Source organism: Dermacoccus sp. GAS27A (assembly GCF_044909235.1).
In the GTDB taxonomy this organism is placed as follows: domain Bacteria; phylum Actinomycetota; class Actinomycetes; order Actinomycetales; family Dermatophilaceae; genus Dermacoccus; species Dermacoccus nishinomiyaensis.
Map to the genome: position 1 here is coordinate 324,073 of NZ_JBIYDW010000002.1, position 22,290 is coordinate 346,362.

20 protein-coding genes and 2 pseudogenes are annotated in these 22,290 nt (G+C 69.0%); 12 read left to right on the plus strand and 10 right to left on the minus strand.

Annotated elements, in window-relative coordinates:
- Positions 1-78: 78 nt before the first annotated feature.
- From ABH936_RS03470 to ABH936_RS03485, 4 genes are read right to left on the minus strand one after another with little or no spacing between them, the layout of a single operon-like run.
- The gene (locus ABH936_RS03470) at positions 79-720 is read right to left on the minus strand and encodes a class I SAM-dependent methyltransferase (protein ID WP_006946394.1); all 642 of its coding nucleotides are present in this window, start codon (positions 718-720) and stop codon (positions 79-81) included.
- Complete coding sequence (locus ABH936_RS03475) at positions 717-1,862, minus strand: prenyltransferase (RefSeq protein ID WP_165584472.1); 1,146 nt, start codon at positions 1,860-1,862, stop codon at positions 717-719. The genes ABH936_RS03470 and ABH936_RS03475 overlap by 4 nt, the downstream gene beginning before the upstream one ends.
- A gap of 14 nt (positions 1,863-1,876) precedes the next feature.
- Positions 1,877-2,590: a class I SAM-dependent methyltransferase gene (locus ABH936_RS03480; RefSeq protein WP_404602632.1), complete on the minus strand. Its 714-nt coding sequence runs from the start codon at positions 2,588-2,590 to the stop codon at positions 1,877-1,879.
- On the minus strand, positions 2,584-4,173 hold the full coding sequence (locus ABH936_RS03485) for a glycosyltransferase family 4 protein (RefSeq protein WP_404602633.1): 1,590 nt from the start codon (positions 4,171-4,173) through the stop codon (positions 2,584-2,586). The genes ABH936_RS03480 and ABH936_RS03485 overlap by 7 nt, the downstream gene beginning before the upstream one ends.
- A 276-nt stretch (positions 4,174-4,449) precedes the next feature.
- Between ABH936_RS03485 and ABH936_RS03490 the strand changes: the two genes are divergently transcribed.
- On the plus strand, positions 4,450-5,847 hold the full coding sequence (locus ABH936_RS03490) for an MFS transporter (protein ID WP_131941827.1): 1,398 nt from the start codon (positions 4,450-4,452) through the stop codon (positions 5,845-5,847).
- Between the two features lie 90 nt (positions 5,848-5,937).
- A complete protein-coding gene (locus ABH936_RS03495) occupies positions 5,938-7,023 on the plus strand; it encodes a CaiB/BaiF CoA transferase family protein (protein ID WP_404602634.1) in 1,086 nt (361 codons plus the stop codon).
- Positions 7,024-7,051: 28 nt separating this feature from the next.
- Here the strand turns inward: ABH936_RS03495 and ABH936_RS03500 are convergent, their stop codons facing one another.
- Positions 7,052-8,197 carry a hypothetical protein gene (locus ABH936_RS03500; RefSeq protein ID WP_404602635.1) on the minus strand — a complete coding sequence of 382 codons (1,146 nt, stop codon included), beginning with the start codon at positions 8,195-8,197 and terminating at the stop codon, positions 7,052-7,054.
- Here ABH936_RS03500 and trxA point away from each other — a divergent pair.
- Positions 8,145-8,600 carry a thioredoxin gene (gene trxA, locus ABH936_RS03505; protein WP_038569751.1) on the plus strand — a complete coding sequence of 152 codons (456 nt, stop codon included), beginning with the start codon at positions 8,145-8,147 and terminating at the stop codon, positions 8,598-8,600. The genes ABH936_RS03500 and trxA overlap by 53 nt on opposite strands.
- 89 nt (positions 8,601-8,689) lie before the next feature.
- Here trxA and ABH936_RS03510 read toward each other — a convergent pair whose 3' ends face one another.
- Positions 8,690-9,667, minus strand: coding sequence for a hypothetical protein (locus tag ABH936_RS03510; RefSeq protein WP_288756601.1), 978 nt, complete (start codon positions 9,665-9,667; stop codon positions 8,690-8,692).
- 270 nt (positions 9,668-9,937) lie between these two features.
- Between ABH936_RS03510 and ABH936_RS03515 the strand changes: the two genes are divergently transcribed.
- Positions 9,938-10,885, plus strand: coding sequence for an aldo/keto reductase (locus tag ABH936_RS03515; RefSeq protein ID WP_288756600.1), 948 nt, complete (start codon positions 9,938-9,940; stop codon positions 10,883-10,885).
- Between the two features lie 234 nt (positions 10,886-11,119).
- On the opposite strand, the gene ABH936_RS03520 is transcribed toward ABH936_RS03515, so the two are convergent.
- Both ABH936_RS03520 and ABH936_RS03525 read right to left on the minus strand, forming a co-directional pair.
- Positions 11,120-11,821 carry a response regulator transcription factor gene (locus ABH936_RS03520; protein ID WP_051806265.1) on the minus strand — a complete coding sequence of 234 codons (702 nt, stop codon included), beginning with the start codon at positions 11,819-11,821 and terminating at the stop codon, positions 11,120-11,122.
- Between the two features lie 62 nt (positions 11,822-11,883).
- A complete protein-coding gene (locus tag ABH936_RS03525; protein ID WP_235182055.1) occupies positions 11,884-13,329 on the minus strand; it encodes a sensor histidine kinase in 1,446 nt (481 codons plus the stop codon).
- A 142-nt stretch (positions 13,330-13,471) separates the two neighbouring features.
- Between ABH936_RS03525 and ABH936_RS03530 the strand changes: the two are divergent.
- The 7 genes and pseudogenes from ABH936_RS03530 to ABH936_RS03560 form a co-directional block, all read left to right on the plus strand.
- Positions 13,472-14,406: pseudogene (locus tag ABH936_RS03530) on the plus strand (ATP-binding cassette domain-containing protein); the annotation flags it as partial.
- Between the two features lie 273 nt (positions 14,407-14,679).
- Entirely contained in the window at positions 14,680-15,441 is a 762-nt protein-coding gene (locus ABH936_RS03535) for a DUF4352 domain-containing protein (protein ID WP_051806254.1), read from the plus strand.
- A 325-nt stretch (positions 15,442-15,766) separates the two neighbouring features.
- Entirely contained in the window at positions 15,767-16,441 is a 675-nt protein-coding gene (locus ABH936_RS03540; RefSeq protein WP_051806252.1) for a nitroreductase family protein, read from the plus strand.
- A 251-nt stretch (positions 16,442-16,692) separates the two neighbouring features.
- A complete protein-coding gene (locus ABH936_RS03545) occupies positions 16,693-17,175 on the plus strand; it encodes a cysteine dioxygenase family protein (RefSeq protein ID WP_038569745.1) in 483 nt (160 codons plus the stop codon).
- 179 nt (positions 17,176-17,354) lie between these two features.
- A pseudogene (locus tag ABH936_RS03550) lies at positions 17,355-17,789 on the plus strand (low temperature requirement protein A); the annotation flags it as partial.
- A 76-nt stretch (positions 17,790-17,865) separates the two neighbouring features.
- Positions 17,866-18,039 carry a hypothetical protein gene (locus tag ABH936_RS03555; protein WP_167539809.1) on the plus strand — a complete coding sequence of 58 codons (174 nt, stop codon included), beginning with the start codon at positions 17,866-17,868 and terminating at the stop codon, positions 18,037-18,039.
- 228 nt (positions 18,040-18,267) lie between these two features.
- The gene (locus ABH936_RS03560; protein ID WP_038569740.1) at positions 18,268-19,098 is read left to right on the plus strand and encodes a crotonase/enoyl-CoA hydratase family protein; all 831 of its coding nucleotides are present in this window, start codon (positions 18,268-18,270) and stop codon (positions 19,096-19,098) included.
- A gap of 222 nt (positions 19,099-19,320) precedes the next feature.
- Here ABH936_RS03560 and ABH936_RS03565 read toward each other — a convergent pair whose 3' ends face one another.
- Positions 19,321-19,890 (minus strand): DoxX family protein, encoded by a 570-nt coding sequence (locus ABH936_RS03565; protein WP_150112812.1) that lies wholly within the window; start codon positions 19,888-19,890, stop codon positions 19,321-19,323.
- 85 nt (positions 19,891-19,975) lie between these two features.
- On the opposite strand from ABH936_RS03565, the gene ABH936_RS03570 reads away from it, so the two are divergent.
- Positions 19,976-20,419 (plus strand): MarR family winged helix-turn-helix transcriptional regulator, encoded by a 444-nt coding sequence (locus ABH936_RS03570; RefSeq protein ID WP_038569738.1) that lies wholly within the window; start codon positions 19,976-19,978, stop codon positions 20,417-20,419.
- 165 nt (positions 20,420-20,584) lie between these two features.
- Here the strand turns inward: ABH936_RS03570 and ABH936_RS03575 are convergent, their stop codons facing one another.
- Positions 20,585-22,258 (minus strand): formate--tetrahydrofolate ligase, encoded by a 1,674-nt coding sequence (locus tag ABH936_RS03575; RefSeq protein WP_038569736.1) that lies wholly within the window; start codon positions 22,256-22,258, stop codon positions 20,585-20,587.
- Positions 22,259-22,290: the final 32 nt, after the last annotated feature.

Genomic DNA, 22,290 nt, shown 5'->3' on the forward strand with positions numbered 1-22,290 from the left:
TCATTATGAGATCCGACTCATAAGTTGTGCAAGGGGCGCCAATTCGGTGGCGGAGAGGCCGAAATCTGGTTGCCGGGGTCAGCGGCGCCGCAGGATGCGCAACGAGCCCGTCTGCGACACCTGCTCGAAGCCGTCGCCCAGGGCGCGTTCGACGACATGCCACGGTGCCTGCCCACCGTCATTCGGGTCGGGGAAGACGTCGTGCACCGCGAGCAACCCGCCGACGCTGACGTGCGGCGCGAACGCCGCGTAGTCGTGCTGCGCCATCTCCTCGACGTGGTTGCCGTCGAGGAAGAGGAACTCGACGGGGGTGCGCCACCACGTCGCGACCTGCGCCGTCGTCGCGACGACGATGCTGACGACGTCCTTGACGTGCTCGTCCCAGGTGCGACGAAATGCGGGCAGCGTGTCGAGCAGACCCGAGTGCTCATCGACCATCGACGTGTCGTGCCACTCCCAGCCGGGCTGGTTCTCCTCGCTGCCGTGGTGATGGTCGACGGTCACCACCTGCGTTGGGGCGTCGGACGATTCGGCGACGACGCGCGCCGCCTGCGCGAGCAGCACCGTCGACTTGCCGCAGTACGTGCCGATCTCGAGCCGGGTGCCGGGACGGGCGCTCGCGGCCGCCTCGTACAGCGCCTGCCCCTCGTCGTCCGGCATGAAACCGGTCGTCGCGTGGAAGGCGTCGAGAACGTCCTGGGGAAGGGGCGGGGTGCTCATCGGGGCTCCTCGTGGTCTCTGACGGCGCTGTGGCTCGGCGTGCGGGCCGGCCACGTCATAGCGTGGAAGAAGTTGGCGGCAGGGGTGAGATGGTCGAGGGCGTCGGCGGCGAGCAGCATCGCCCCGGCGCTCCATCCCGTCTGCTCGACGGGCCACACGGCATCGTCGTCGACGACATAGCCCGTCCAATAGCCGCCGCTCGTGTCGCGTGTGTGCTGCAGGTCGGCGAAGACGGCGCGCGCGTCGCGTCGCGCACGATCTTCGTGCGGCGAGCCGTCGAGGCAACACAGCGCCATGACGAGTTCGGCGCTCTCCCCGCCGGTGACCCACGGTCGGTCGTCGACGCAGCGGACCCCCTGGCCCTCGATGACGAAGCGATCCCAGTCGCGACGCAGGTGCGTGGCCGCGTGGTCGCCGACGAGAGCGCCGCCGAGGACGGGGTAGAACCAGTCCATCGAGAAGCGGCGACGGTCGGCGAACAGTTCGACCTGACGCACGGCTTCTGCTAGCCGGGCGCCCGCTTCGCGCCAGGACGCAGCGTCATCGGTGTGGCCGAGGGTGTCGGCGATGGCGGCCGCCGCCCACAGCGACTGCAGGATGCTGGCGTTGCCGGTGAGCAACGCATGGTCGCCGAGGCCGCCGCGACGGTTGATCGCCCAGGCGATCGTGCCGTCGTCGCGCTGGGCCGTCAGGACGTGTCGGATCGCCGCACGGACCATCGGCCAGTTCTCGGCGAGGATGCCACGGTCGGGGCCGACGCCGCGCCCTGCGCCGGTGACGAGCGCGAGATGCCAGACGCCGACGGCCGGGTAGGCGCACTGGTTCGTGTCGCTCTCGTCCTGTTCGACGACGCCGTCTCGCACGTGCATCGGCCACGAGCCGTCCTCACGCTGCGTTTCGCGCAGGTGCTGCAGGCCGAGACGGGCGCGTTCGCTCAGCTGCTCGGCGGTGTGATTGACACGTGGTGATCCGGTTTCACGTGAAACATGGGCGGCGATCGTCAGGCCCATGAGTGCCTCGGTGTGGTTCCAAGCGTCCCACTGCCCGCCGACGAACCACGGCAGCGCGCCGTCGTCGCCCTGGAGGCGAGCAATGAACAGACCTGTCTCGCAGACTTGTTCACTGGTGAGGGCTGGCGTCATCGGCGCGACGGGGCTCAGTACTGCTTCTGCAGGTACACGACGAAGCTCTTGCCCACGACGGGGTTGAGCGCCTTTTCAGCCTGACGCGTCAGCGCCGGCGCCTTCATCATGTCCCAGACGAGCATGCGGTGATACGCCTTGACGGCGGGGTTGGTGTCGTTGTCGACCCCGACCATGCACTTGAGCCACCAGTACGGCGAGTGCAGCGCGTGCGCGTGGTGCGTGCCGAGCGTCGTCAGGCCACGCTTTTCGAGCTTGCCGACGAGCTCGCTCGCCTTGTTGATGCGCACGTGGCCACCCTCGACCTCGTGGTACGGCGTCGACAGGGCCCAGCAGATCTTCTCGGGCCAGTACCGCGGCACCGTCACGGCGACGAGGCCGCCGGGCTTGGTCACGCGCACGATCTCATCGATGGCGGCGTCATCCTCGACGATGTGCTCGAGCACTTCGGAGGCGATGACGCGCTCGAAGCTCGCGTCGTCGAACGGCATCGCGCGGGCGTCACCCTGGACGGTGCGGTAGGCGCCGCTCGCAGGCACCTGGTCCTCGGCGGCCATGGCGTCGAACATCGTCTGCACCTCGTCGAGGTCGGACTGGCTGAAGTCGAACGCCGTGACGTCCGCGCCGCGACGCAGCGCCTCGAAGCTGTGACGCCCCTGCCCGCACCCGACGTCGAGCACCGTCATGCCCGGGCCCAGGGTGAAGCGGTTGAAGTCGACGGTCAGCATCGGGCGATCTCCTCGGTGTAGACGGCGGCTGTCGCCTCGGCGACAGCCCGCCATGAGTATGTCGTGACGGCGCGACGGCGACCGACGCGTCCGAATCGTGTTCGGGTCTCCTCGGATTCGAGCAGGCTGACGATTCCGCCCGCGAGGGCGTGCGCATCACCTGGCTCGACGAGGATGCCGGCGTCGGAGCCGTCGGCGTCAGCGCTCGTGTCCGCCTCGCCCGTCGCGTGGGCGCGTGGGCCCGCGCTCCCGCCGTGGGCGGCGGGAACCCTGCCTGCGCTGCCGGTGACAGCCGACGTCTCGCCGTCGGTGCCGTGCACGAGTTGCGGCAGCGCGCCGACGCGCGTCGCGACGACGGGTGTGCCGCACGCCATGGCCTCGACCGCGGGCAGCGAGAAACCTTCATAGAGACTCGGCACGACGTGGACGGCGGCGCTCGCGAGCAGACCCGCGAGGTCGTCGTCGCTGATGCCGCTGACGAACCGGACGCGAGGGGACAACCCGAGGGCTTCGAGTTGGGTCTCGACCGCGCGGTTCGGTGTGCCGACGACGACGAGTTCGCGCCACGCGTCCTGCGGTAGGAAAGCGAGCGCGTCGATGAGCACACTCAACCCCTTGAGTGGCACGTTCGCGCTCGTGATCGTCGTGAGGCGTCCGGGCACGCGGTGGCGCGCCGAACCGTCAGGCCAGAACGTCTCGACGTCGACGCCCGGGGCCGACGTCTCGACGGCGATCCCAGGTGCATTCTTCGCGACGCCGGCGTCGGGCGTGAACGTCTCGACGTCGACGCCGACGGGGATGATGCTGATGCGTTCGGGGTCGACCCCAAATTCTCGGACGATGTCGTCGCGGCTCGTCTCGCTCACGGTGATGATGCGGCTGCTCGCACGGGCGACGCGCGCCTGCATCGGCACGAACGAGTACCAACGCCATTTCGTGTACTTGCGCCACGGGTTCGTCGCGGCCTCGATCTCGAGGCGGCGGTCGGCGCTGATCGGGTGGTGGATCGTCGTGACGACGGGCAGGCCACCGCGCGCGATGTCGAGCAGGCCCGGCGCGAGCGTCTGGTTGTCATGCAGGACGTCGAACTCTCTTGACCGCGAACGCATCTCGCGCGCCAGTCGCATCCCGAACGTGCGTGGTTCGGGAAACGAACCCGAGAGCATCCCCGCGTATTCGACGACGTCGATGCGGTCGCGCAGTTCGCGTGGATCGGGGTGGCGGAACGGGTCGTCATCGTTGTAGAGGTCGAGGCTCGCCAGCTTCTCGAGGCGCAGTCTGCCGGGGTTCGGCGGCTCGACGCTCGCCCGCTCGATGCTCGTCGGCTCGATGCTCATCGGCTCGATGCTCGCCGTCGCGCCGGCCCGCTTGGCTGACGACGTCTGGCGACTCGCTGGACCCGTGGCCCGGTCAGTCGCACGGCCAGCCACAAGGCGGGCGTCGTCCAGTTCGGGGTAGGGAGGGCCGGAGAAGACGGTGACGTCGTGGCCGAGAGCGGCGAGTTCGCGGCTGAGGTGACGCACGTAGATGCCCTGGCCGCCGCTGTGCGGCTTGCTGCGATAGGAGGACAGCGCGATGCGCATCGGGCCCTCCTTCGCAAGCGGCGTGGTTCGGTGGTCAGCCTACTTGGACGCTACTCGCGGGTACGACATCGTGTGGCGGCACGCACACCCGTGGCGTCGATCACCACATAGGGTGCAGGTTGTATCGGCCGTCGATGAAGGTGGCTTTTCGCGTCTGACTGCACCGCGATTCTCGTCCACATCTGCACCTCTTGTCCCCATCTGCGATTCCTGTCCCCCTTCGCGATTTTCGTCCACATCGGCGAACGGCGTCCACGTTCGCCCCGAGAGGATCCCATGAGCTCAACAGCATCCGCCCCGCGCGTCGGCGGTGAGCGTCGCAACTCGGTGATGAGCAATGTCGCGCGTGGTTCGCTCGGCAATCTCATCGAGTGGTTCGACTTCTACAACTACGCGATCTTCACGACGTACATCGCGTCGAACTTCTTCGCCAAGGGCGATGAGACGCAGGCGCTGCTCGACACGTGGGCCGTCTTCGCCATCACGTTCCTGATGCGGCCCATCGGGTCGTGGTTCTTCGGACGCTACGCCGACCGCAAGGGCCGCCGCGCCGCCCTGACGACGTCGGTGCTGCTCATGGCGCTCGGCACCCTCATGATCGGCGCGGCGCCGACGTACGACCGGATCGGCATCTGGGCGACCGTCCTGCTCTGGGTCGGGCGCGCGATCAGCGGCTTCAGCGTCGGCGGTGAATACGGGACGACGGCCGCGTACATGTCGGAGATCGCGACGCCGAACCGTCGCGGGTTCTACTCGAGCTTCCAGTACGTGACGCTCGTCGGCGGCCAGGTGCTCGCAGCGTTGCTGCAGGTCGTCCTCCAGCACGTGCTCGACAAGGAGCAGATGCACACCTGGGGGTGGCGTCTGCCGTTCTTCATCGGCGCCGCGGGCGCACTCGTCGTGCTGTGGCTGCGGCGCAGCATGGACGAGACGGCTGACGTCGCGGATACCACCTCGGGTGGCGCGGCGGCAGGTACCTCGACCGAGAACAAGGGCTCGCTCGGCCTGCTGTTCCGCGAGTACTGGCGGCCGTTCATCGTCGTCGTCGGCCTGACGATCGGCGGGACGACATCGTTCTACGTCTACACGACCCTCATGCAGAGCTACATGAAGAAGGTGGCGGGGCTCGACGCGGACACCGTCTCGATCGTCAACCTGTGCGCGCTGACGGTGTTCATGATCGTGCAGCCGCTGTACGGACTGCTGTCCGACAAGATCGGGCGACGCACCATGCTGCTCATCTTCGGCGTGGGCTCGCTCATCATCACGTGGCCGGTGCTGGGCGCGATCCGTTCGGTCGAATCGGGCCTCGCGGCGTTCGGGTTGCAGATGTTCGCGCTGCTCATCGTCGCGTTCTACACGTCGGTCAACGCCGTCGCGAAGGCCGAGCTCTTCCCGACGCGCGTGCGCGCCCTCGGCGTCGGACTCGGATACGGCCTCGCGAACGCCGTCTTCGGTGGCACCGCGCCCTACATCGGCACCTGGTTCGCCTCCCATGGCAACGAGAAGGGCTTCCGCGTCTACCTGCTCGCGTGCGTCGCAGTGTCGCTCGCCGTGTACCTGTGGGGGCTGCGCAACAAGACGGTGACTGAACTCGATCGCGACTTCGGCTCCGCCTGGGGTGACGCGCCGGACGCACCGTCGTCCGATGACGCCCGCCCGGCGGGTCGCTGAGCGTCGCCCGCCCGCCTCATCTGCGATTCCTGTCCCCATCGGCGAATCTCGTCCACGTTCGTTCGTCCAACTTTTCCTCGAGGAGCCTGCGTGCCATCAGCTCTCGACGGCCTGCTCATCGCCGACTTCGGCCGCGTCCTGGCCGGCCCTTACGCGACGATGCTGCTCGGCGACCTGGGCGCCGACGTCGTCAAGATCGAGCGCCCTGACGGCGGTGACGACACGCGCGCCTGGGGTCCGCCGTTCACAGAGGACGGGGAGGCGACGTACTTCCTGTCGGTCAACCGCAACAAGCGCAGCGAGTTCTGGGATCTTCGCGAGCCGGACGATCTCGCCGACGCACGCGATCTCGTGACGCGCGCCGACGTCGTCGTCGAGAATTTCTTGCCGGGGACGATGGCGCGGCTGGGGCTCGGGTATGAGCAGGTGCGCGAGTGGAACCCGGGCGTCGTGTACGTCTCGATCACCGGTTTCGGCGAGTCGTCGTTGCCCGGGTACGACCTGCTCGTGCAGGCCGTCGGTGGCCTCATGTCGGTGACCGGGCCGTCTGACGAGCCGACGAAGGTCGGCGTCGCGCTCGTCGACGTCGTCACCGGTCTGCATGCTGCCGTCGGCATGCTCGCGGCGTTGCGGCATCGCGACGCGACGGGGGAGGGGCAACGCGTCGAGGTGTCGTTGCTGTCGTCACTGCTATCGGCGCTGACGAATCAGGCCGGCGCGCACGTCATGACGGGGGCCGTGCCGCGCGGCATGGGCAACCGTCACCCGTCGCTCGTGCCGTATGAAGTGTTCGAGACTGCGGATCGGCCGCTCGCCATCGCCGTCGGCAATGATCGCCAGTTCGCCTGCGCCGCAGAGGTGCTCAGTCACGACGAGTGGACGCAGGACGCCCGCTTTGCGACCAACTCCGCGCGGGTCGAGCATCGCGACGACCTCGTCCCGCTGATGCTCGAGGTGCTGTCGGCACATGGCGCGCAGGAATGGGCCGAGCGTTTCGCGGACGCCGGTGTGCCCGCCGGGCCCGTCAACGATCTCGCGCAGGCGTTCGCGCTCGCCGAGTCGGTCGGCCTCGACATGCGCGTCGACGTCGAGGGCGTCGCGCAGGTCGCCAACCCGATTCGGATGTCGGCGACGCCAGCGAGCTATCGGCGCCGCCCGCCTCGCCTGGAGGCGTGACGTCGACGTCGAGTCAGGCGAGGGCGACTCAGTCGAGATCGAGCTGAGGATTCACCGCGCCCACCGTGCGAAGGCGCTCGATGACGACGCCCGCACGACGGCGGGTTTCCGGACTCACCGCGTCGTCGGAGCGGGCGCTCACCGTCAGGCGTGTTGCGCCGTCTCGCACGCCGAGGCGAACGTAGGGCCTCTCCGCGGCGCTCGATTGCGGCGTCGCTTCCAGTGTGCTCAAGGCCGTCGCGGCATCCGACCATCCGTGGGTCCACGTCGTCGGACCCACGGCGACGGTGGCGTACGTCTGCGCACACCGGAAGGTCAGATGCGTGCTTATGCCGTCGGTGCCGGCCGCCTTGCGCAGGACGGCGACCGTCGGAGCGGTCACTCGGTCGAGATCCTCGCACTTCGTTGCGATGACGTCGGATTCTACGACGAAGGTCGCCTTCGCCGCGGGCTGTGCGCGGTCGGGGAGCAAGCGCGCTTCCGTCCGCGGGTTCGTGCGCGCCACGTCGAGATAGGCCTGCGCCTGCGCCGTCGTCAGGGCTGGGCCGGAGGTGGTCACGGCGAGGCTGTTGTCGCCGCTCGCGTTCAACCCGGCGGTGAAGAAGTGGATGGACGCTGGGATGTTTGCCGCCATTGGGTGCGCGCCCTCGGGGTAGCGGCTGCGGACGAAGGCCGCGGCGTCCCGAGCGTTCGCGGCCGTCGCGTCGTCCGTGAGGTCGATGGCGACGTCGAACCCGTAGCGCTGACCCTTGCAGCCGTCGATGCACTCGATCGCTTCCTCGGCGCGAACCCGTGCCACGCCGGGCCGCTCTTCGAGTTGCTCCTCGAGAGCATGTGCGTAGGCAGGCGCCGGCTGGGTCGGTTCGCGGAACGAGGAATCGTGCCTTGTGAGGTTGACGACGGCGACACCGGCCGCGATCAGCGCCACCACCAGGGCGAGTGCCACCGTCAGCGGCCAGCGTCGTGTCGTTGTCATGGTGTTTGGACGGCAACGCCCGCGCGCCGGTTCCACGGCCCGCGCGGCGAGCGGTTCTGGCGGGCGAGCGCGGCGGGAAGAGATTGCCTCCGGTGTTTGTTTGAATGGCCGACGAACCACAATCTTTTTTCGAGGAGCAAGGCCTGTGGCAACCATCGAACTGACCGGTGAGAAGTTCACCGAGACCATCGAGAACAACGGCATCGTCCTCGTCGACTTCTGGGCGGCCTGGTGCGGCCCGTGCCGTCAGTTCGCGCCCGTGTTCGAAGCGGCGAGCGAGAAGCACGACGACATCGTCTTCGCGAAGGTCGACACCGACGCCGAGCAGGAGCTCGCGGCGGCCGCGAACATCCAGTCCATCCCGACGCTCATGGCGTTCCGCGACGGCCTCATGGTGTTCTCCAACTCGGGCGTGCTGCCCGCGGCGGCCGTCGAGGACCTGATCCGTCAGATCCGTGAGCTGCCGATGGACGACATCCGCGCCAAGATGGAGGCCGACGCCAAGGCCCGCGAAGCCGGGATGGGCGCCGGTGGCGGCTGCGGCTGCGGCGGGTGCAACTGCGGTCGCGCCGAGAGCGAAGAGACCGCAGCCCAGGCCTGAGCCTCGACGAACGCCCGGCGCCCCGACGAGGGGTGCCGGGCGTTCGCGTGTTCATGACGCGTCATGCGCTCACCGTCGAGCGCCGCCGGTCACGGTGCGGGCCGCAGGTCCAGCGTGGGCGTCGGCACCTCGAGTGCGCGAAGCTGCGCCACGACCGTCGTCGCGTCGTTCTTCACCTCGGACGTCGCATTCGACGGTTCGCCCGTCACCGTGAGGACGGCGCCGTCGTGCTTGTACTTCAGGTAGACGCCGTCACGTCGGTACGACCCGCTGCCCGCCGGCGGGGTCATGAGCCGCGACAGGGTGTCGGTCATCGTCGACCATCCGGTCGTGTGCGTCGTCGCGCCGATCGGCACCTCACCCGCGGCGTGCTCGCACCGGAAGTGAAACTCCGCTGGCGTGCCCTTGCGGCGTATCGCCGACAGCGCGGTGACGGTGTTCGCGGCCGTCGCGTCGAGCGTCGCGCAATCGCTGGTCTTGATGGTGGAGCGAACGACGAGCGACGGCGCGTCGTCCCTGCCTGACGACGACCATGACGCCGACGACGACGGGTTGACGCGGGCAGCCGCCAAGAACGCGTCGACCTGCGTGCTCGTCAACGCGCTGGCCCTGGTCGGTGACGAAGCCATGCCGTGGCTGCCGTTGGAGGTCGGCACGATGAGAGCACCGTCCGGCGGCGAGTGCAGGCTGAAGCGGATTCGCCCGGGAGAACGTGCCCACTCCGGCGGAGCCGTGCGCGGGTAGAGCTCGTTGATCGTGCGGTTGACGTCGAGCACGTGGCGTGCGCTGGCGTCGTCCGTCAGGGTGACGTCGACCGTGAACTCATGGTCACGGCCCTGGCAGCCGTCGATGCAGTTGACCTTCATGACGACGCGCGAATTCGCCACGCCAGGCTGGTGGCGCACGGCGTTCTCGATGTCGCGCGCGATCGCCGGGTCCGGCTGTGCCGGCTCCGATCCGCCGTGCCCGCCTGGGGCACCGATTCGGGACGACAGCGCGAACGCCGAAACGGCGCCGATGATGCCCAGCACCGCGACGGCGATGGTGATGATGATGGACCGGCGCATGTCTTGCTTCCCTCGATGGTGTGCTGGTGTGACGTGCGCGCGGGGTGTGGTGGTTCCGTCGAGGCCGGTGGTGATGGCGTGCCGGCGCACCGCACGGCAGTGCTCTATCTCGTGTGTTTCGCGCGCCGCCGCCGGGCTACGAGATCGCACGAGGCACTTCTTGGCCCGGCGTGTGCGGCGAGGGGTTTCCTGTGGACCGGCGGGATCAGGGGGTCTCGAGGCCGCCCCTCCACGTTGAGGTGCGTGGCCAGCTGCGTGTTGGATGGGCGCATGACTTCTTGGATCGCCCCGCATCTCGTCCTCGGCACGATGCATTTCGGCACGAAGACGGACGGGGCGACGTCATTCGCCCTCATGGATCGCTACGTCGACGCCGGTGGGCGCACGCTCGACACGGCCAACTGCTATGCGTTCTGGGCGAATCCGACGGGTGCGGGCGGCCAGAGCGAGCAGACGATCGGGGCGTGGCTGCGCGCCAACGCCGGCATCCGCGAAGGTTTGACGATTGCGACGAAGGTGGGTCAGGAACCGGCGCGGGCCGGCGACTTCACCGAGTGGGAGGGCCTCGCGCCTGACGTCATCGCCACCCAGTTCGAGCGAAGCCGAGAACGTCTCGGCATCGACGTCGTCGATGTCTACTGGGCGCACGGTGAGGATCGTTCGACGCCGATGCCCGACGTCGTCGCGGCGCTGGGTTCCCTTGTCGCGCGAGGGAAGGTGAGCCGGCTCGGTGTCAGCAACCACTCGACGTGGCGCGTCGAGCAGGCACGCATGCTGGCCGCCGAGCAGGGCGTCGAGCCGTTCACGGCGCTGCAGCTGACGACGTCGTACGTCCGCCCGCGCCCCGACACGCAGGTGCCGGGCAAGGATCACCGTTTCGGGTTCGTCAGCGACGAGACGATCGGCTATCTCGAGACGCATGACGACCTCGAGTGCTGGGCCTACAGCCCGCTGATCCAGGGTGCGTACGACCGTGACGACCGGCCGCTGCCCGAGGTCTACGACCACCCGGGGACGACGCGTCGCCTCTCGGCGCTGCGGTCGGTGGCTGACGAACTGGGCGCGCAGCCCGGGCAGGTCGTGCTGTCCTGGCTCGTGCAGGGCAGCCCGTCGATGCGCCCAATCGTCGGGGCAAGTTCGCTCGAGCAGCTCGACGCCGCACTGGCTGCTCCGAAGCTCAGCGACGCTCATATGGCGCGCCTCGACTCGGCTCGCTGACGATCCCCCCTCGTGCGCTGGGTGGCGCGAGTGCTGGTGGTAAGCGCGTCAGGCTTCCTCATGTGCGTCAGCCCGCGAGATGAAGAGATGAGGCGGTGAGTCGTCGCGTCCGAGGAAACCGTCAGGAAATCGCGTCGTGTTCGTGCACCTCGAGCGCGCCGGACGGGCACCGCGCCACGGGTGCGCCTCCGTTCGGGTCGTGGCTGCCGTCTGTGAGGAACCGCATCCTCGACGCTATTCCGCCCGGGCCAGGACCATCGCGATGCCGACGCGGCCTGTCACGCCGAGTTTGGTGGCGGCCGACGTCAGGTGTTGTTTCACCGTGCTCTCGCTCAAGAACAATTCGGCGGCGATGGCGGGGTTCGACATCTCCTGCGCCACCATCTCGACGATCTCGCGCTCACGGTCACTCAACCGTGCGAGCTTCGCGCGAGCGTCCATGCGCGCGGCGCCCCCGGCGTCGAGGTATCCGGTGCGCAGATGCGCAGCGCTCGCGGGCGACATGGGGCTGCGCCCCTCGTGTGCGTCGCGGATCGCGCCGTACAGCGCCTCGCGCGCCGACGCCTTGAGGATGAACCCGACGGCACCGGCGTCCATCGCCTGCGGCACGTACTCCTGCTCGTCGAACGTCGTGAGAATGATGACGCGCGGTGCGTTCGGCCGCCTCGTCAGTGCGCGCGTCGCGTCGATGCCGTTGATGCGCTCCATACGCACGTCCATGAGGACGACATCCGGGTGATGTGCTGTGACGACCCCGATCACCTCATCGCCGTCGCTCGCCGTCGCGACGAGTTCGATACCGGGCGCGGCCTTGAGCATGACGCGGATGAGGTCGAGCACCATAGGGTCGTCGTCGACGGCCATGACGCGGATCGCGCGCTCAGCGCCGTCATGGGCCGGAAGGGATGCGCCGTCGGGGCGGTCAATGTCGTTCATGCTCAACTGCTTTCGTACTCTCGTCGCATTCGACACGTGTGGTGCCGTGGATCGAGCCGTCGTCAGACACGCGGCATCGTCCACGGCAGCGTGGCGCTCGCGGTGAAGCGGCGACCGTCGGGTGACGGGCCTGCCCAGAACGATCCTCCGACGTCCTGAGCGCGCCGCGCCACGCCCGTCAGGCCGGTTCCCGAACCATCCGATCGGGCAGCGCGCGCGACATCGGGCAGCGGGTTGGTCGTCGAGATCGTGATGCCACCGCGCGCGTCACCGCGGATGTCGAGCTGCACGAGAGAGCCCGGCGCGTGCTTGCGCGCGTTCGTCAGCAGTTCGGTGGTGATGCGGTACGCGCTGCGCGAGATGACGGGGTCCAGCGGGTGCGACTGATCGACGAACACGTTCGAGCTGACGGGCGTGCCCGCGTCGATGCACTCGCGCACGAGATCGGCGATGTCGGCCAGATCGTGGTGATCCGCCGACTCGTCGGTCGCGCCGGTGCGCAGCATCGCGAGCAGCGAACGCAGATCCGTCATCGAACCGGCCGCGCCCTCCTGGATCTGCCGTGCGCGATCCTCGACGTCACGCGAACCCGCCTCCTGCGCCTCGATCTCGAGAGCGTTGGCCTGCATCGACAGCAGACTGAGGCGGTGGCCGAGCACGTCGTGCACCTCGCGTGCGAGGGCCTCGCGCTCGTCCTTCTCCGCCATCTGCCGGCCGAGATCATGCACCTTTGCCTGCGTCTGCTGGGCCCGGGCGCGCGCCTCGTCCGCCTGTCTGACGGCGTGTTGCGCGCGGACGTCCGACTGCCGCGCCTGCGCCTGCGCCTGCTGGGCATGGGCGCGTTCGTGGTGCGCGACGGCGGCGGCGCGCGAGGCGTCACGGCGGCTGCGACGCACGAGCGCCACCCCCGCGAACAGGCCGACGAGCAGGGCGGTGATGAGCGCGACCTGCCACCACGGCATCGCCGGCCACGAGCCGGACGAGCCGTCAGGGTGCTCGATGCTGTTCCAGAAACTCGTGCCGTCGCGGGTGCCGCGCGAGTCACGCCAGACGGCGACGAACGTCGTCAGCGTGGCAGCGGCACTGACGGCGACGTGCGCGCGGACGTCAGGGTGCCACACGATGACGCTCGCCATCGCGATGAGCGCGGGCAGACTGTCGGTGGGCAGGACGAGGCCGGGCAGGCACGCGAGGGCAGCGGTGACGAGCAGCGCCGTCGTCGAACGCAGCCGCCAGCACAGGCCGACGGACGCTGCGATCGAGGCGAGAAACGCGGTGACGCTGAGCGCGTTGCCCGAGCCGCCGGGCGCCGCGCCGTCCATGCGCGGGGTGACGTAGGCCGCGGCCAGCGACGCGGAGAAGATGGTGCCGACGATGATGGCGACGTTCGCGGCACGACGACGTGCACGTGAGGAGCTGCCAAGAGGCGCAGTCGAATTCGTGGCCGCGGGCGGGGTGCCGAAGGACGCAGCCGGCCTGTTCGGCGGGTCGGTGCGGGGCGCTGGCATCGTCACGCCGCTCACCCTAGACGTGGCCACCGACAACGTGGCGTTCTGCGCCTGGTCGGGGGTGCACATCTGCGATTTTCGTACATATTCGCAGGGCCGGTTTCCGTGACGCATGGGCGCGAATCCGCGCTCGACGGTCGGCACCGTCACCGATGTCAATGCGATGCTGCGCATCCTGTTCTCGCGCATCGCGACGCCGAGCCTCGGCGGCCCGCGGGCGTACTCGTTCATCGTCGCGTCGGCTTCGGGTCGGGCTCCCTCAGAAGCCGACGGCACCCGCGAGGTGCGGCAGTTCACCGTCACCGGGGGCATGTGCGTGCGCTGCGAGGGGCGCGGCAGCGTCAGCGACTTCGGCCTCGATCAGCTCTTCGACAAGGCCAAGTCGCTCGCCGAGGGCGCTCTCACCGTCCCGGCATGACGATGGACGGCTGGTACGGCCGCATCTTCGCCTGCTCGAAGTTCTTCGACATGGACAAGCCGATCAAGGACTACTCCAAGCGCGAGCTCGACAACCTCCTGCACAAGGAGCCGACGAAGATCAACGTCGACGGCGTCAACCTCACGTACGAGGGCGTCATCCCGCGCGTCCAGCGTTCGATGCTGAGCAAGGATGCGGCCACGAAGATCCTCGACCGGCTGCACGACGTCGGACTCGGCTACCTGCGCATCGGTCAGCCCCTGACGACGCTGTCGGGCGGCGAGCGCCAGCGCCTCAAGCTTGCGACACACATGGGCGACAAGGGCGGCACGTACATCCTCGACGAGCCGACGACGGTCCTGTACCTCGCCGACGTCCGCACGTTGCTCGAACTGCTCGACGCACTCGTCGACGCGGGCAAGAACGTCGTTGTCATCGAGCACCACCAGGCCGTCATGGCGCACGTCGACTGGATCATCGACCTCCCCGGCGCCGGTCATGACGGTGGCCGCGTCGTGTTCGAGGGGACGCCGGCCGACCTCGTGGCCGCCCCCTCGACCCGGACGGGCCAGCACCTCGCGTCGTACGTGGGGGCCCGAACCGCGGGCGGTGATGACGTACGCGCGGCGCGCTCTCGCCGTGAGCGCGAGCGCGGTTGAGTCAGTTGTTGCCGGGTGAGTCAGTCACGGCTGACGCAGGTCGCACCAACTGACTCAGTTGGCTTCGCCGGGGCGAGTGAGGGGGGCGGGCTCGATCGCTCGACACCATTCTCGGCGGCTCTGCCCGATCGGGCAGGTGACGTCTGACTGATCGGGTGATGTGGCAGGTGCTGCCGGGCAGCGAATCTTCGGGGGTCGCAGCCGAGCAATCGGCGGATGCGGCACTTCCATTCACCCGACGCGATCTGCGTCGACTCTTCCCCGGAGTGCACGATGAACAACAGCAACGGCGCTACCCCCTTCGACGGTTCGACCGGCCAGAACGGCAACAACGGCGCGCAAGGCTACCCGCAGGGCGCGCAGGGCTACCCCCATAACGGCTACCCGCAGAACGGCCAGCAGGGCTACCCGCAGCAGCAGTGGCAACCGCAGGAGCCGCCGAAGAAGAAGAACTTCTTCGTCCGTCACAAGATCCTGACGGGGCTGCTCGCCCTCTGCGTCGTCGGTGGCATCGCCAGCGCGGCAGGCGGCGGCAACAAGGACGACTCGTCCGCGTCGAGCGCGTCCTCGTCCGGCACGTCGAAGAGCGACGCGAAGAACACCGCGAATGACGAGTCGAAGAAGGAGGAGAAGAAGGACGCTCTGCCGGCCGTCGGGCAGTCGGTGACGGACGGCAAGTTCACCTTCACCGTGACGAAGATCGAGCGCGACGTGCCGAGCATCGGCGGCGAATATCTCAACAAGAAGGCGCAGGGCGCGTACACGCTCGTGCACGTGACGGTGAAGAACACCGGCACCGAGACGCAGTCGCTGTCGGCTGACGACCAGAAGGCCTACGACGCGAACGGGGTCGGCTACGAGGCGACCTCGGACGGCGCCATCTACATCGAGGGCAACGACACCCTCTACACCGAGATCAACCCCGGCAACACGCTCAAGGGCATCCTCGTCTTCGACGCGCCGAAGGGCACGAAGTTGACGAAGGTGCGCCTGCACGACTCGATGTTCTCCAACGGCGTCGAAGCCTCCCTCTGAAGGCTCACCCCTGACGCCGTGTGCCGCAGCGTGATCCCCACATCACGCCCCGCGCAGGGCTCTCGGACCCCCTCGTCCCATCGACCTGAACGCCGCGCGACACCTCCCGCGTCGACGTTCGGCGGCGCCCGGTGTTCTTCCCGCCGGCGCCGCGCCCGCTCCCTGCACGCCTGAACCGGCACGCATCGGCGGCAGGACTCTTGGGGAAGAGGGAGACGCCCGTCATCGCATCCGCGGTGGCGGGCGCTTCCGTTCCGCAGCACTCTCAGCCTCCCCACAGCGCCGGGATTCCGTGCTTGTCAGCGCGACGTGCTTGGGTGGTGGCATGAATCTTCACGATGCTCTCTCCTCGACGAGCGAGGCCCCGGCCGACGCCGTGCTCGATGTCGTCGCCCGCCGCAGCAGCCCGGCCGTGTTCGATCCGACGTACGACCTCTCCGACACCGACCTCGCGACGCTGTTCGACGCGGCCCGCTGGGCGCCGAGCGCCGGCAACTCGCAGCCGTACCGTTACCTCGTCGGTCGCCGTCAGGGCGACGAGTGGGATCCGACGTTCACCGCCATCGTCGAGACGCTCGCGCGCGGCAATCGACGCTGGGCGCCGGCTGCGTCGATGCTCGCCGTCTCGTTCGTGCAGGTTGCGAAGCAGCCGGAGACGTCGAAGGAGTTCGTCTTCGGTGCCACCGCCGCACACGACACGGGCCAGGCGACGGCGTACCTGACGCTGCAGGCGCACGCGATGGGCCTCGCCGTCCACCAGTTCGCCGGGTTCGACCACGACGCCATCGCTACGCGAGCCGCGTTCGGTGAGGCATGGGCGCCGATGGCGGGCATCGCCGTCGGCCGCGCCTGGCCCGACGCCGAACGCGACGGTGAGCACGCCGCCGTCACGACGCTCGCCGGCCGCGTCGAGGAATACGACCTCACCGCCAACATCGAGCGCGAGAACAAGCCGCGTCGCCGCCGCTCGCTGACGGACGTCGCGTTCGAACTCGACTGATCGACGACCCCGACGCGACGCGCTGGCTCGTGCTGCTCGCGTTCGCTCGCCGCGAACACGCGCAGTCGACACGACTTCGTCGGCGCGCTGCCCCCACCGTCGACGTTCGACGTGAGACGGTGGGGGGACCAGTCGTCAGGTCGGGGAGGGCCACGACGCACCGTCGGCGTGCCCTACCCGCTCTTCATCAGGCCACCATCGCGCCCCATCAGGCGCCCTTCACGCCAACCCCCAGCTCTCGGAGCCTCAGCATGAACCGCCACCCGCAACCCGACACCGCAGCCGATGCCCCCGGCATCACGAGCTTCACCGACGAGCAACTCATGCGCGTCGCGCGCCTGTTCGCCTCGGACGAGTCGCTCGCCGCGCACCTCGACGACCTGCCCGACGGCGGTGAGCGACGCCGCGTCGAGCTCGCGAGCACGCCGCACCTGCAGATGTGGGCGATCAGCTGGCCGGCCGGGTCGACGAGCGAATGGCACGACCACGGGCGCGCGACGGGCGCGTTCGTCGTCGTCAAGGGAGCTTTGCGCGAGAAGCGCTGGGTGCGCGGCACCACCGTCAGCGCGATCGTCGAGGCGGGGGAGAGCCGCACGTTCGCCGGTGATCTCGTGCACCGCACGGCCCCCGTCGGCGATGCCCCGGCGCTGAGCGTTCACGCCTACGCGCCGTCGCTCGTCGGGGCCCGCATGTACGAGGTGGTGGACGGCTCGCTCGTCGCGATCGCCGCCTGAGCCGCGGACGCGCCAGGAGCCGAAGTGGGCAAGGCGCGGGGCGGCGTCGCACTGCCGTCACATGGTGCGCATGAGTGAAGCCGCGCCCACTCGTGTCGGTCCCGACAGTCTGCGTTCGCGTCTGCGCCCCATGAGCGGGCGCGACCGCACGAGGGCGGACGCGTCGGAGCACGCTCGAGCTGCTCTTCGACCTGACGTTCGCCGTCGCCGTCGCCACGGGCGCGTCGCAGCTCGCGCACTCGCTCGCGCACGGGCACGTCGCGGCGGGCGTCGGATCGTCGTGTTTCACGAGCTTCGGCATCATCTGGGCGTGGATCGACTACTCGTGGTTCGCGAGTGCCTACGACACCGACGACTGGCTGCACCGGCTGCTGACGATGGTGCAGATGATCGGTGTCGTCATCTTCACGATCACCACGCTCGTGACGCCCATCGAACTCGCCGAGCCCGCCGTCGCCGAACGCGGCACCGGGGCGCCATGGCACGCGCATCACATCGTCGAACGGCACGGCCAGCTGACGATCATCACGATCGGTGAGATCGTCACGGGTACCGTCCTGACGCTGCAGGGCATCAAGGACATCGAGGGCCAGGGCATCGACTGGACGGGCGCCGTGCTCGTCGCCATCAGCGGCCGCCGCGATCGCGTTCGGGTTCTGGTGGGCGTACTGCATCCCCAACTTCGGCGCGGTGCTGCACCGTCACCGTGGGCGTTCGTCCGGCTTCGGGTACAGCCACGTCCTCATCTGGCCGGCGCTCGCGGCCGTCGGTGGTGGTCTGCACGTCATGGCGCAGGCGTTCGAGAACGTCTCGGTCATGCACGTCGACCCTGTCGTCCTTGCGATCTGCACGATCGTGCCGTGAATCATGGTCATCGCGTTCGAACTCTTCTCCCGTGCCCAGCACGAGGCGCACGTCCTTGAGAGCCTCGGGGTCGAGGGGCACGAGGTCGACGGCCGTCGCGCCGAGGTGTCGTGACGTCTGGGCCCGGTGCTCGGAATGGCTGCGCCGGATCCGTGCCCGCACGCCACGTCGCGTGCCGGCGTCGACGAATCGCCCCACGAGGGCGGGTCGCGTCACTAGGCTGGCGGGATGGCGAATGTGGAGACGACGATCACGGGCGGCATCGCGCACGTGAAGCTGAACCGTCCGGAGAAGTTGAACGGCCTGACGCTGCCGATGCTCGGCGAGCTCGTCGCCGCTGCGCATCACGTGCGCCGCAACAAGGGGGTGCGCGCTGTCGTCATCTCGGGCGAGGGGCGGTCGTTCTGCGCGGGCCTCGACTTCGGTGAGGTCATGGCGAAGCCGGTGAAGATCGTGCCCGTCTTCCTGCCGCGTCCGTGGCGTGGCACGAACACGTTCCAGGAGGCGTGCTGGGCGTGGCGGCGCGTGCCGGTGCCCGTCATCGTCGCGGTGCACGGTCACTGCTACGGCGGCGGGTTGCAGATCGCGCTCGCCGGCGACTACCGCTACACGACAAGTGATGCGCAGTGGTCGGTGCTCGAGGGCAAGTGGGGGCTGATTCCCGACATGTCGGGCGTGCAGTCGCTCAAGGAACTCGTCGGCATCGACGTCGCGAAGAAGCTGACGATGACCGCCGAGATGCTCTCCGGTGAACGCGCGGTCGAGCTGGGCCTCGCGTCGGAGGTGGCTGACGACCCGCTCGCCGCGGCGATGGATCTGGCGCACGAGCTGACGCAGAAGTCTCCCGACCAGCTGGCCGCCGCCAAGCGTCTGTTCAACCGGTCATGGAACACGTCCGCACGCACGACGTTCCGGCGCGAGCGCGCCGAACAGTTCGTCCTGCTCATGGCGCAGAACACGGCGAAGGCGCGCAAGGCGGCGTTCGCGAAGGCCGGCGCCAAGCAGGCGCAGCTGGCCGAAGCTCGCGCGGCGAAATACAGCCCGCGCGTTCTGCCCTGAGCCGCGTCCTGCCTTGAGCGGCGTGATGTCTGGCCGACCTGTGAGCGCCCTCGTCCCCGCTGGGGTCGGGCCTTCCTCGACGATCGGCCACCGAGTCGCTACGTGAGTAGTCCCATCGTCGTCAGCGCCGGGCTCTGATGCGCCAGGCCCCGATCCTGCTCGTGCAGGTCGGGGGCCTCGTCTCTTCGGTACGGCGGGTGGGGCCGCCGGCTCGGAGCAGACTCAGGCCGGCGCCGTCGCGCGCGCGTCGTCAGCCGTTGCGTCGGTGGCTGCGCCGGCGACGTGAGCGCCGCGCGCGGCGGTGTCCTCGTGCGTGAGGGCGTTGGGAGTGCGGCTCTCGTCGCTGGTGGCTCCGCGGCTGCGCAGGCGGTTGAGCAGGCCGTCGACGCTCCAGCGGCCGGGGCCGACGATCGCGAAGACGAAGGCGGCGAGGCCGAGGGCGGCGACGAGTTCCCAACCGCTCTCGTCGACGAAGACGCCGTGGCTGCGGTGCACGAACCACCAGGCACCGGCGAGGTCGACGGCGACGAGGAGGCCGGCGAGCGGCGTCAGCACGCCGAGCACGAGCATGCCGCCGCCGATGAGTTCGGTGAGGGCCGCGAACCATGCGGAGGCGTGCGGCGCCGGGACGCTCATCTTCTCGAACATCGCGGTGGTGGCGTCGATGCCGTTCGTGTGCAGCTTCTGCCATCCGTGGGCGATGAGGACGGCTCCGAGCAGGGCGCGGGCCAGCAGGAGCCCGGCGTCACGGATCGGGGCGGGCAGGGTGAACAGGTTGCCGGTGGTGCGCATCGGTCCTCACAAGGTTGGTGATGTGTCACCTAAAGCTTGGCATGCTCGGTAGGTGACGTGTCAACCAGGCGCTAGGGTGAGTGGTATGAATCACGACGGTCGATGGCTGCGCTCCGACGAGGAAGCGTTGTGGCGCGCCTGGCTGGGTGTTCATGCTCGTCAGCACGTGGTCATCGCGCGCGACCTCAAGGCCAGTGGTCTCTCCGAGCCTGACTTCGAGGTACTCGTTCATCTCACCGACGCACCCGACGGGCAACGTCGCCTCTCCGAACTCGCCGCCGGGTTGCAGTGGGAACGAAGCCGCGTCTCTCACCAGGTGACGCGCATGGCCAAGCGTGGTCTCGTCGAGCGCCATGACGTGGCCGAGGACGCGCGTGGCGCGCGCGTCGTCATCACGCGTGAGGGGCGCGCAGCAATCGAGAAGGCCGCGCCCCCTCATGTGGCGAGAGTGCGTGAGGTGTTCATCGACCGTCTCGACGCGGCTGATCGCGTCGACCTCGCGCGGATCCTGCGCAAACTCGTTCCCTGACGACGCGTCGCCTACCCCATGCGCCCACATGCACCTGCGTGCAAGTGCACCCGGGTGCACGTGCACGCAAGAGGGCGGGCGGCGCCGCGACGCGACGTGGAACGGCGGGGCCGGCCGCGGGCCGGCCGGGCACAGACCTGGAATCGCCTGGTCAGATCAGGTGGTTCAGAACAGGCCGGTGATGTGGCCTTCGGAGTCGACGTCGATGGCCAGCGCGGCGGGCTTCTTGGGCAGGCCGGGCATCGTCATGAGGGATCCGCAGACGAACACGACGAAACCGGCGCCGGCGGCGAGGCGAACTTCGCGCACCTCGAGCACGTGGCCGGACGGGGCGCCGCGCATCGCGTCGTCGGTCGTGAACGACTTCTGCGTCTTGGCGATGCAGACGGGCAGGTGGCCGTAGCCCTCGGCCTCGAACTGCGCGATCTGCTTCGCCACCGCCGGCGGAATGGCGATCGAGCCGGCACCGTAGATCGTCGTCGCGATCTTCTCGACCTTCTCGACGAGCGTCAGACCGTCGTCGTAGGTGAAATGGAGATCGGGCGTGCCGCCCTCGGTCGCCTCGACGATGGCGCGCGCGAGGCCCGCCGCGCCGGCGCCGCCATCGGAGAAGTGGGTGCACACCTCGACGCGCGCGCCGAGCTTCTCGATGCCTTCGACGAACGCGGCGATCTCGGCGTCGGTGTCGCTGGGGAAGCGGTTGAGGCCGACGACGACGGGCAGGCCCCACACCTCGCGCAGGTTGTGCAGGTGCCGTTCGATGTTGCTCATGCCGGAGCGCATCGCGTCGACGTTCTCGCTCGTCAGGTCGGTGACGGTGACGCCGCCGTGGTACTTCATCGAGCGGATCGTCGCGACGAGGACGGCGGCGTCGGGGCGCAGGCCGGTGAAGCGGCACTTGAGGTCGATGAACTTCTCGGCGCCGAGGTCGGCGCCGAAACCGGCCTCCGTCACGACCCAATCGGCATGGGCGAGAGCAGTGTTCGTCGCCGTCACCGAGTTGCAGCCGTGCGCGATGTTCGCGAACGGGCCGCCGTGGACGAATGCCGGGTTGCCCTCGAGCGTCTGCACGAGGTTGGGCGCGAGCGCGTCGGCGAGCAGTGCCGTCATCGCGCCGTGGGCGCCGAGGTCGGCGGCCGTCACGGGCTCCGTGTCGTAGGTGTGGCCGACGACGATGCGGCCGAGGCGCTCCTTGAGGTCGTCGATCGACGTGGCGAGGCAGAAGATCGCCATGACCTCGGAGGCGACGACGATGTCGAAGCCCGACTCGCGCGGCACGCCGTTCGTCGGGCCGCCGAGGCCGATGACGATGTCGCGCAGTGCGCGGTCGTTCATGTCGAGCACGCGCTTGAACGTGATGCGGCGCGGGTCGATGCCCAGTTCGTTGCCCTGCTGCAGGTGGTTGTCGATCAGCGCCGCGAGCAGGTTGTGCGCCTCGGCGATGGAGGCGAAGTCGCCGGTGAAGTGCAGGTTGATGTCCGTCATCGGGTTGAGCTGGCTCTTGCCGCCCCCGGCGGCGCCGCCCTTCATGCCGAACACGGGGCCCATCGACGGCTCGCGCAGCGCAGCGGCGGCCGTCTCACCGATGTGGGCGAGGCCGTCGACGAGGCCGACGGTGGTCGTCGTCTTGCCCTCACCGGCGGGCGTCGGGCTCGTCGCGGTGACGAGAATGAGTTTGCTGCCCTCGCGACGCTGCATGCCCTGCACGTATGGCAGCGAGACCTTCGCCTTGTGCGGGCCGTACCGGAAGATCTCGTTCGCGGGGATGCCGATCTTCGCGGCGATCTCCTCGATCGGCAGCATCGGTGTGGCAGCGGCGATTTCGACGTCGGTCGGCATGTCTTCCTCGGGTCTGGTGAAGCGCAGGTCGG